Raw genomic sequence first — 9,677 nt, 5'->3', positions numbered from 1 at the left:
GCGCTGCGCAGCGCCGTCGTGGCGGTGTCGTCGATCTCCGGGGGCGCGTATCCCACCTGCGCATACAGCGACGAGAGGGCGTTGGCCGCTCGTTCGTCGAAGACGTTGCTCGCCGGGTCGCCGGCATCCAGTCCCACCGTGCGCATCGCCCACTTGAACTGCACTACGTCGGGGCCCGATACCCCGTATCGCAGGGTGCGGTACGAGGGAAGGTCGCCGGGGAGGACGATGACCGGACGACCGGCCAGTTCGAGCGCCACGGAGAGGGCCGAGAATTCGGTCCCGACGGACGGGACCTGCCCCGTGACCACGGCAGGGCCGGGGAGTCCGGCCGTGTCGATCTGCACCGGGACGGGGTCGGCGTAGCCGACCTCGGCGCGGATGATGACGTCATTGCTGAGCGGACCGAAGGCGACGGGCACCGTCACGAGGCCGGGCGTCGGCGCGGTCGCGTCCGCCGCGGCGTCGGCCGGCGAGACCACGAAGCGACCGACGACCAAGCCCGCCGACAGCGCGATGACGGCGACGATCGTCGTCACCCACAGCGCGCGGTTGCGACGGAAGAGGTCCTTCGCGCTCGCCCACCGGGCGCGCGTCCTCGTGTGCTCGGAGTCCGGGTTCGAGGCGTCGAGGGGCGCGGTCACTGCTTCGCCTGCGCGGCGGCCTTCAGCGCCTCGAGCTCGGTCTTGTGGGCGGCGACGAACGCGGTCTCCGCTTCGGCCTGAGCCTTCTGCGCGCGCGCGGAGTAGTCCGTCTTTTCGCGGCAGTCGAGATCGGCGAGAGCGAGGTCGATCTCCTTCTTCTTGACCGTCGCGAGGGCTTCTTCGTCCGGAGCGACCGCCGCATCGGAGGACGCGGTTGCGTCGCTGGTCCAGAGCGCACTGAGCTCGGTGTGGATGCTCGTCGCCGCATCGGGCTGCGTGCGGAAACCCGGGTGACCGCTCTCCTCCATGCACACGGACCAGTCGCGGTTCGCCTCACTCATCCCCGGCTCCGTACCGGTCTGCTGCCAGAGCTCGTTCAGGGCGTTCATCAACGGAGCGAACTCGTCGCTCTGCAGGGGGTCCTCCCCACCGACCTCGTGCTGGGCGGCGCCCTGGCATCCTGCCGCCTTCCAATCCCAGGTCGGCGCGGCGTCCGCCGTCGTCTCATCGACCGGGGCCGAGGGGGCCTTGCCCCACAGCGCGTCGGAGAAGGCCTGCTTCTCGGAGTCGGACAGCGTGCTCAGATAGTCGGCGTTCGGATCGACCCACGTCGCCGAGGGGTCCGGCGCGTCATCGCGGCCGGGGAAGTCCACGGCGCCGTACCCCCACTGCGAGACCCACTGTCGATCGTCGGGCTTCCACTCCTCGCCGGAACCGACGAGGGAGGTCAGCGACTGCACATCGGGGGTGTACTCGAACCCGTTCTTCTTCATGCAGGTCGCCACGAGTTCTTCGCGCTTCTTCTGCTGTTGCTGTTGCTGGGCCTGCTGTTCATCGGGGCTGCTCCCTCCGCCGTAGAGCGCGGACAGGTACTCGGTCAGCGGGGATGAGTATCCCGCTTCGCCCGGTGCCGCCGCGTCGGGCGACGCGGAGCCGGTGCAGCCGGCGAACAGCAGGATCGCCACGGCGGCGACCGGGAGTGCGAGAAGGGGGCGAGACAGCGGCATGTGGTCCTCCGTGATGTCAGAAACCCCCACCCTCGCAACCCGCGCCGTTGTCGACATCGTTCCTACGGCGTATTTCCTCTGCCGCCTCGACTGGCGCTCTCGCCCACGTTCACCCGGCCGTCGGTCACCACGAACGTCTCGTCGAGCGCATCACCGTGGACGAGGTCGTGAGTGACCAGAAGCGTGGCGGTCTGTCGCTCGCGCGTGAGTCTGGCGATGAGCGCCATGATGGTCGCCCCCCGCGCGCTGTCCAACGCGCTCGTCGGCTCGTCGACGAGGAGGACGCGGGGCTCGTGCACGAGCGCGCGGGCGATCGCGACGCGTTGGCGCTGACCCCCCGACAGGTGGGCGGGGCGGCGATCGCCGAGCTCGCCCAGGCCGACGGCATCCAGAAGCTCGTCCACCCGGCCCTGTACCGCGGCGCGACGTTCACGGCGCCCCCGCCCGCCGAGCTCGGCCATCACGCGCAGCTGCTCGCGCGCGGTGAGCGAGGGAAGGAGCTGCGGCTGCTGGAACACGATGCCGATCCGCTCGCGCCGCAGCGCCGTGCGCCCCGCGGCATCGAGGCCGGTGGCATCCACTCCGTCGACGATGACCCGGCCGGAGTCCGGGCGGATGAGGGTCGCCGCGAGCGCCAACAGGCTCGACTTGCCCGAACCCGAGGGGCCGGTGATGCCGGTGACCACGCCCGGACGGCCTTCCAGCGTGACGTGGTCGACGGCGGTGACGCGGGCGTCGCCGTCGGGATAGGTGAGGGTGACGTCGTCGAGAAGGATCATCGGGTGCTCCCGAGGGCGGTGAGGGGGTCGGACGAGGTAACGGTGCGCAGCGAGACGGCCGCGCCGAGCAGGCCGAGCGCGATCATCACCGCCGCGGGGGCGAGGGTCGTGAGAGGGCTCAGCACGAAGGGCAGTGCCCCTCCGGCGAGGGCGCCGAGGAGGGCGGTGAGCCCGATACCGACCCCCACCCCGACGCCGAGGACGACCGTGGCCTGCCCGAGAGCGTCGCGGACGAGGGCGGGAGTGCTCGCGCCCAGGGCCTTCAGGACGGCGATGTCGGCCGAGCGCTGCATGGTCCAGACGGTGAAGAACGCGCCGACGACGAGAGCGGAGACGCCGAAGAGCATGGCGATCATGAGCGCGAGCGAGCCGATCTCGGAGCGGAAGGTGGGGAGAGCCGTGAGGCTCGACAGGGGAGCGGATGCCGTGGTGCCGGTGTCGGCGGCGACGGTGTCCCACGCGGGGGAGCCGGAGACCGCGAGCACCGTCGGCTGTCCCGTTCCGCCCAGACGCTCGTCGAGGGCGGTCCACGCGCTCGCGGTGAGCGTGACCACGGGGGTGTGGCTGTACCACGCGTCGCCGCCGATCTCGGCGACCCGATACGCGGATCCGGCGATCGTGACGCTGTCTCCGACCACCGCACCCAGGTCTTTCGCGGCTCCCGCCGACAGCTCGATCTCGTCGGCGCGGCGCGGCGCGGGGAAGCTCGTACCGCTGTCGAGGCCGAAGAGGGCCACCGCGGTCGACGCTCCCGGCCCCTCGGCGCGCGTCTGGGTGATGCCGACGGGCGCGACGGCGTCGACGCCCGGGGTGGTGCGCCAGGCCTCGACGGTGGCCGGATCGATCGCGGAGTCGGTGAACGTCGCCGCGGCGTCGCCCACCGGCTGCAGCACCAGTCGATCGGCGGGCAGGGCGAGCACCGCCGAGACGTTCTGCGCGGCGAGGCCTCCGGTCAGGCCCGAGAGGAAACCGACGAGCAGGGTGATGAGGGCGACGACCGCCCCGATGAGGGCGAACCGCCCGCGGGCGAACCGCAGATCGCGCCATGCGACGTACACGTCGACTCCTTCCGGTCGACGGGTCTCGTCGACGTGTTTCCAGCCTCCTCACCGGATGCCGCCGGGTCATCGCCGTCTCGGGCGAACCTTCCTTCCACCTTTCGGATGATCCGCCGGGGGCGCGGCATCCGTAGCCTGGATCGCGACATGTCTCATCGCCCTCTCGCCCCGGTGTTCGCGGGTCTGCGCATCGGGTTGCACGCGCTCTTCGCGGGCCTGCTGGCTCTCGTCGTCGTCCGCGTGCTCGTGACGGGCGTCGGTGTCACCCCGATCGCTCTCGCCGTCGCGCTCGGGCTCGTCTACGCCGCGGGTGCGTGGGTCGCGCGCGGCGGGCGCTCGGCGGCGGGCATCGTGTGGGTGCTCGCGCTGACCGTGGTGTGGGCCGCGTTGGTGTGGCTGGTGCCCGAGGCGGCGTATCTCGTGTTCCCGCTCTTCTTCCTGTACCTGCACGTGCTGCCCCGGGCCGCCGGCCCCCTCGCGGTGGTGGCGACCACCGGCCTCACCATCGCCGCCTTCGCCCTGCACGGGGGTCTCACCGTGGGGGGAGTCGTCGGACCCGTCGTGGGTGCCGGAGTCGCCCTGCTGATCGGTCTCGGCTACGCCGCCCTCGAGCGTCGCGCGGCCGAGCGCGAGGAGCTGATGGCGGAGCTGCTCGCGACCCGTGATCGTCTGGCCGCGGCCGAGCGAGAGCAGGGCACGCTCGCCGAGCGCGGGCGTCTCGCGCGCGAGATCCACGACACCGTCGCCCAGGGGCTGTCGAGCATCCAGATGCTGCTGTACGCCGCCGAGCGGGCGGATGCCACGGGCCCCGGCATCGCTCACATCCGCCTCGCGCGTCAGACCGCGGCCGACGGCCTCGCCGAGACCCGGCGTTTCATCCGCGAGCTCGCGCCACCCAGCCTCACCCAGGGCCTCGGGCCGGCGCTGGAGCGTCTCGCCCGCGGCTGGGGAGAGCATGCGGGGGTCGACGTCGATGTCGCCGTGCGCGACGAGGTGGAGCTCCCGATGGACGCGCAGACTGCTCTGCTCCGCATCGCGCAGGGGGCCCTCGCCAACGTCGCCCAGCACGCCGCGGCGACGCGGGTGCGCCTGGTGCTCGACACGGTGGGCCCGGCGGTGCAGCTCACCGTCGCCGACGACGGCCGGGGATTCGATCCCGACGCGTCGGAGGCACAGGGCGGCGGCACCGACTCCTTCGGCTTGCGCGCGATGCGCGAACGCGTCGACCAGCTCGACGGGACGATCGCTGTGACGAGCGCGCCGACGGCGGGCACCACCGTCACCGTGACGCTCCCGATCGGGGGTTCGCGGTGATCCGCGTCGTGATCGCCGACGACCACCCCGTCGTGCGGGCGGGAGTCCGCGCTCTCCTGGACGCGGAGGCCGACATCGACGTGGTGGGGGAGGCCGCCACTCCCGACGAGGCCGTCGAGCTGGCCACCGCCCTCTCACCCGAGCTGGTGCTCATGGACCTGCAGTTCGGCGACCGCGCCGCCGGTGCGCAGGCGACGCGGCGCGTCCGCGCGCTCGCCGCCCCGCCGTACGTGCTGATCCTCACGAACTACGACACCGACGGCGACATCCTGGGCGCCGTCGAGGCCGGGGCGAGCGGCTACCTGCTCAAAGATGCTCCTCCGCACGAACTCCTCGCGGGGGTCCGTGCGGCCGCCGCCGGCCACAGCGCGCTCGCACCCGCGATCGCAGGGCGGTTGATGGCCCGTCTCCGGGAGCCGCGGATCAGCCTCTCCGCCCGCGAGATCGAGGTTCTGCGGCTCGTGGCGCGGGGCGCCTCGAACGCCGACGTCGCCGAGCGCCTGCACATCACCGACGCCACCGTGAAGTCGCATCTGGCGCACGTGTTCTCGAAGCTCGGCGTGACCTCGCGCACGGCGGCCGTGTCGACGGCCCGGTCGCTCGGCATCCTGAGGTGAGAACCGCCCCCGCCCCGCCCCGCAAGGCGGACCTCGACGCGGGTCCGCGCTCCTAGACTCGCGAGGGGGCGTCTGACGGGCCCCTGCACGATGAACCATCCACGATGAACGGGGAACCAATGCAACTCGCCATGGTCGGTCTCGGACGAATGGGCGCCAACATCGTCCGCAGGCTCATGAAGGACGGTCACGACTGCGTCGTCTTCGACGTGAATCAGGATGCCGTGGCCGCCCTCGTCGCGGAAGGGGCGCTCGGTGCGACCAGCATCGCCGATCTCGCCTCGAAGCTGGCCACCCCCCGCGCCGCGTGGCTGATGATCCCCGCGGGGCTCACGGGCAGCGTCGTCGACCAGGTCGCCGAGGTCTTCGAACCGGGTGACATCATCATCGACGGGGGCAACTCGAACTACCGCGACGACGTGCGCCGCGCCGCGAAGCTGAACGAATCCGGCATCCACTACGTCGATGTGGGCACGAGCGGCGGTGTCTTCGGCCTCGAGCGCGGGTACTGCCTCATGGTCGGCGGTCACGACGAAGCCGTCGCGCACCTCGAGCCGGTGCTGCGCACCATCGCCCCGGGCCCGGGAGAGGTCGAGCGCACGCCCGGCCGCACCGGCGACTATGCGACCGAGGAGCGCGGGTACCTGCACTGCGGTCCCTCCGGCGCCGGCCACTTCGTCAAGATGGTGCACAACGGCATCGAGTACGGCATCATGGCTGCGCTCGCCGAGGGGCTCAACGTGCTCAACAACGCCGACGCGGGCCTGCACCAAGGCGAGCACTCCGCCGAGGTCGCGCCGCTGGAGGAGCCCGAGTTCTACCAGTTCGACATCGACACGGCTCGCGTGACCGAGCTCTGGCGCCGCGGCTCGGTGATCTCCTCGTGGCTGCTCGACCTCACCGCCGCCGCCCTCGAGCAGAACCCCACGCTCGACGGTCTCGCCGGGCGCGTCTCGGACTCGGGCGAGGGCCGCTGGACGGTCAAGGCGGCCGTCGACACGGGCGTTCCGGTGCCGGTGCTCGCCGCATCGTTGTTCGAGCGCTTCGCCTCGCGCGGCGAGGACCACTTCGCCAACCAGGTGTTGTCGGCGATGCGCCTGCAGTTCGGCGGACACCAGGAGCTGCCGGCCGGTGACGTGCTCGAGGCGGGCTCGAAGAAGGCCGACAGCGGGAAGAACTGAGCTCGGCGGGGTCGTTCCTCCGACGCGGTCAGCGCTGCAGGAGGACCTGGCAGATGAACAGTCCCCCGCCGTCGTTCCAGACTTCTTCGGCGGGGGGCTCGCACGCCCCGTCTTCGGCGGTGAGCAGTCTGACGGTCGCCCCCTCGTAGATCGCGTAGGGGCCGACCGTGCCGCGTACCGGCGTCGAAACACCCTGCGGAAGGTCGCCGACCGTTGCCAGAGCCTCGAGGAGGGGAGCGCTGGCCTCTTCCGTGTAGTAGTTGGCCGAGGCGCCGTAGTCGCGGCAGTTGGCCGTGCCGCCGGTGCCCACGGGGAAGCCCGTGCCGAGGCAGTACCCCCCGTCGGGCACGTCGGGGAGCGCGCCGTGGGCTTCGCGGTACTTCTCGAAGACCTCTTGCCACTGCACGAGCCTCTTCGTGGCGTCGTCCGCGTCGGTGGACTGCTGAGAGTTCAGGACCCATGCCAGGAAGGCGATCGCGGCGAGGATGAGCGCCCCGCCGACGACGAGCGCGGTGATGGCCGCGGGGTGGAGGCGGGTGCGGGAGGGCGACGTGGACGACATGGCGGGCTTTCTCTCGGGGGCGTTCCGCGGGTGGCACGACGGCCGGTCCCGCCAGGCTCCCACCTCGCGCGGCCGGCGCCGGAGCTCCCGACGGCCATCCGCGGCCTCGCGTGCCCCCGGTTCACCCGCGCCCTCGCCCGCTCCGGCGCGCGAGGGCAGGGGGCCCGGCGTCGGCGGACGACCCGCCGGGGGAGACTAGGAGGATGAGCACCTCCGTTCCCGCCACCTCCGATCGCTATGTCGTCGCCACCGACGGCGCCTGCAAAGGCAATCCCGGACCCGCGGGGTGGGCGTGGGTGGGCGAGGACGGCCACTGGGCGGCCGGTTCCATCCCCGAGGGCACGAACAACATCGGCGAGCTCCTCGGGCTCCTGCATGCCATCACCGACCACAGCGACGTGCGGGAGCTGGTCGTGCAGGCCGACTCGAAGTACGCCATCGACACCTACTCGTCGTGGATGGACGGACACCGCCGACGCGGCTGGGTCACGAGCGCGAAGAAGCCCGTCGCCAACCGCGGCATCCTCGAGGCGTTGATCGCCGCGCGCGATGCCCGTCGTGCCGCGGGGCTCCCCGACGTCGTTCTCGAGCACGTGCGCGGGCACAGCGGGCACGTGCTGAACTCCTGGGCCGACGAGCGGGCTGTGCGCGCGTCGCAACACGCGGCCAAGGGCGAGGAGCTCATCTGGACGTCGCTGCGCGGGCTGGACCAGCTCGACGTCTCGTCGGCTCCCCCCCGTGCGGCCGCGGATCGCAACGGGCGCTGAGCCGGGGAATCCCTCACCGGGGAAGTTCGTACTCTGTTCGGCATAGCCGTCTCCGCGCATCACGATCGCGGAATGTTCCCCCCCGGTTACAGTGCCTTCCCCCCCCGCCATTTCGGGGTGGGGCACTCGAGGGAGAGGAGATCGGATTCGCCATGAGCCTCTTCGCCGTCGTCGCGGTCCAGAAGAACGTCCGTGACCTGGCCGCCTACCGCTCCGTGCACCCCGAGGCGGTCGCGTCCGAGAGGCCCCCTCTCGTCGCGCCCCAGGGCTGAGAGGCGTGCAGCTCACCGCCGTGCGTCCGTTGCGAAGGCGGGCACGAATGTCCTCGACCCGGTCGCCCCGTCCCGGCGGAGCAGGCTCTCGCCGACGGATGCCAGCCGCAGGTCGAGCAGGGCCGTCGGCCGATGCCCGCGCGGCGGGAGCGGATCAGAACGATTTCAGGGCCAGCGCGGGGGTGTCGGCGAGTGCCGTCTTCAGCACGCTCTCGCCGGGGTACAGGCGTTTTCCGCTGAGGGTTCCGAACGCGAAAGGGGCGCGCATGTGCCAGATGGAGACGCCGGTGCACCACCGCGACTGGAGGGGGGCCTGCAGGACGGACTGGTACAGCAACGCCTGAACGTCGAAGTTCTCGGCCCCGGTGGCGGGGGAGCTGTTGTCCTGTTTCGCGAGACCGTCGACGCGCGGCTGCACCCCGACCTCGGTGATGAGGAAGGGGATGCGCAGCCCGTCGCACACGGCCTCGAGCTTTCCGAGGTGGTCGTCGGTGCGGCCCCCGGCGCCTCGCCATCCGGCGACGAGATCGTCGACGGTGATGTTGGGTGAATCGGGCGTGTAGACCTGATCGGTCAGCAGGATCCACGAGTTGATGCCCAGGACATCGAGCAACCGGGCCATGTGCGGCGTCGACTGCGGAATCCAGTAGGTGTAGAGGAGGAAGAGTTCGAGCGTCGTGAACGCCGCGGTGAGCTTCACCGCCGGCTCCGTGTCGCGGAGCTGCCTGATCAGCGGGACCCAGCGGTCGTAGGTCGAGGCATCGGTCTGCGCGGGTTGCTCGCACGTGAGAGCGAGGTACTCCACGTCGTTCTGGGCGCAGAGGGTCGCGAAGTACTGCAATTGCGCGTGCCAGTTCGTGAAGAACGCGTCGAGGGATGCCGGAGCGTAGTTGCCGCGGTAGAACCCGTCGCCCTGATCGTCCGTGACGATGTGCGGCTTGACCAGCGTGATGCGGATGCCGCGGTCCCGGGCCAGTCGGAAGGCTTCGTCGATGCGGTCATCGGACACGCGCGTGAACGTGGTCGCCGTCGAGTCGGAGATGAAGCAGTAGATGACGAGCGTCGCGTTCGCGCCGAGACGGGCGATCCGATCGAGTTCCTTCGCCGTGACCGACATCGGGGTCCGCTGGTCGAGGCTCAGGGAGATGTTCAGGTCGCGCTTGAGGGGACCGACCGTGCCGGCGAACGTCCGCAGCCTCTTCGTCTTGCCTTCCCGGACCTCGAGGGAGAAGCGGTACGCCCCCTCGGTGGTGGGCCGCCCCACCAGGCTGCCCGCCGCGATGCCCACCCCGACGGGCAGGGCACCCGAGGCGAGGGTGAGGGTGGCGTCGGCGGCATCCGAGACCTGACGCACGACGCTGTCCCACGCGTGCAGACGCAGGTCTTCGGCGGTCGCGGTCGGAGCCCGGGTGGGGGTGGGGGGGGAGGGGGAAGCGGAGGACGTTGAGCGTGCGGTGGGGTCGGCGAGGGGTGTTC

The 9,677-nt window shown here is 71.4% G+C and carries 9 protein-coding genes and 1 pseudogene; 4 read left to right on the top strand and 6 right to left on the bottom strand.

All coding sequences use genetic code 11. The features are described 5' to 3' along the window. From NS220_RS16515 to NS220_RS16500, 4 genes and pseudogenes are all read right to left on the bottom strand, one after another. Nucleotides 1-644 (bottom strand): annotated as a pseudogene (locus tag NS220_RS16515) (hypothetical protein); the annotation flags it as partial. Then, on the bottom strand, nt 641-1,651 hold the full coding sequence (locus tag NS220_RS16510) for a hypothetical protein (RefSeq protein ID WP_058625105.1): 1,011 nt from the start codon (nt 1,649-1,651) through the stop codon (nt 641-643). The pseudogene NS220_RS16515 and the gene NS220_RS16510, both read right to left, overlap by 4 nt. A gap of 62 nt (nt 1,652-1,713) precedes the next feature. After that, nucleotides 1,714-2,430, bottom strand: coding sequence for an ABC transporter ATP-binding protein (locus tag NS220_RS16505; RefSeq protein ID WP_058625104.1), 717 nt, complete (start codon nt 2,428-2,430; stop codon nt 1,714-1,716). Then, complete coding sequence (locus tag NS220_RS16500; RefSeq protein ID WP_058625103.1) at nt 2,427-3,488, bottom strand: ABC transporter permease; 1,062 nt, start codon at nt 3,486-3,488, stop codon at nt 2,427-2,429. The genes NS220_RS16505 and NS220_RS16500 overlap by 4 nt, the downstream gene beginning before the upstream one ends. A 147-nt stretch (nt 3,489-3,635) precedes the next feature. Here NS220_RS16500 and NS220_RS16495 point away from each other — a divergent pair, with 147 nt between their 5' ends. The 3 genes from NS220_RS16495 to gnd all read left to right on the top strand — a co-directional run bounded on the left by NS220_RS16495 (nt 3,636) and on the right by gnd (nt 6,600). Then, complete coding sequence (locus tag NS220_RS16495; RefSeq protein WP_058625102.1) at nt 3,636-4,802, top strand: sensor histidine kinase; 1,167 nt, start codon at nt 3,636-3,638, stop codon at nt 4,800-4,802. Next, nucleotides 4,799-5,419, top strand: a complete 621-nt coding sequence (locus NS220_RS16490) for a response regulator (protein ID WP_058625101.1) — start codon at nt 4,799-4,801, stop codon at nt 5,417-5,419. Before NS220_RS16495 ends, NS220_RS16490 begins: the two co-directional genes overlap by 4 nt. A 119-nt stretch (nt 5,420-5,538) precedes the next feature. Continuing rightward, nucleotides 5,539-6,600, top strand: a complete 1,062-nt coding sequence (gnd, locus tag NS220_RS16485) for a phosphogluconate dehydrogenase (NAD(+)-dependent, decarboxylating) (RefSeq protein WP_058625100.1) — start codon at nt 5,539-5,541, stop codon at nt 6,598-6,600. 28 nt (nt 6,601-6,628) lie between these two features. On the opposite strand, the gene NS220_RS16480 is transcribed toward gnd, so the two are convergent. After that, on the bottom strand, nt 6,629-7,162 hold the full coding sequence (locus NS220_RS16480; RefSeq protein ID WP_058625099.1) for a hypothetical protein: 534 nt from the start codon (nt 7,160-7,162) through the stop codon (nt 6,629-6,631). 203 nt (nt 7,163-7,365) lie between these two features. Here NS220_RS16480 and NS220_RS16475 point away from each other — a divergent pair, with 203 nt between their 5' ends. Then, nucleotides 7,366-7,929, top strand: a complete 564-nt coding sequence (locus NS220_RS16475; protein WP_058625098.1) for a ribonuclease H family protein — start codon at nt 7,366-7,368, stop codon at nt 7,927-7,929. Between the two features lie 426 nt (nt 7,930-8,355). On the opposite strand, the gene NS220_RS20260 is transcribed toward NS220_RS16475, so the two are convergent. After that, nucleotides 8,356-9,677: hypothetical protein (locus NS220_RS20260; RefSeq protein ID WP_058625097.1), on the bottom strand; the 1,322-nt coding region annotated here is incomplete at its 5' end.

It is taken from the genome of Microbacterium testaceum, from assembly GCF_001476655.1.
Taxonomy (GTDB): Bacteria; Actinomycetota; Actinomycetes; order Actinomycetales; family Microbacteriaceae; genus Microbacterium; species Microbacterium testaceum_C.
The sequence above is the reverse complement of the archived record's forward strand: the minus strand, read 5'-3'. Positions and strand labels throughout refer to the sequence as shown.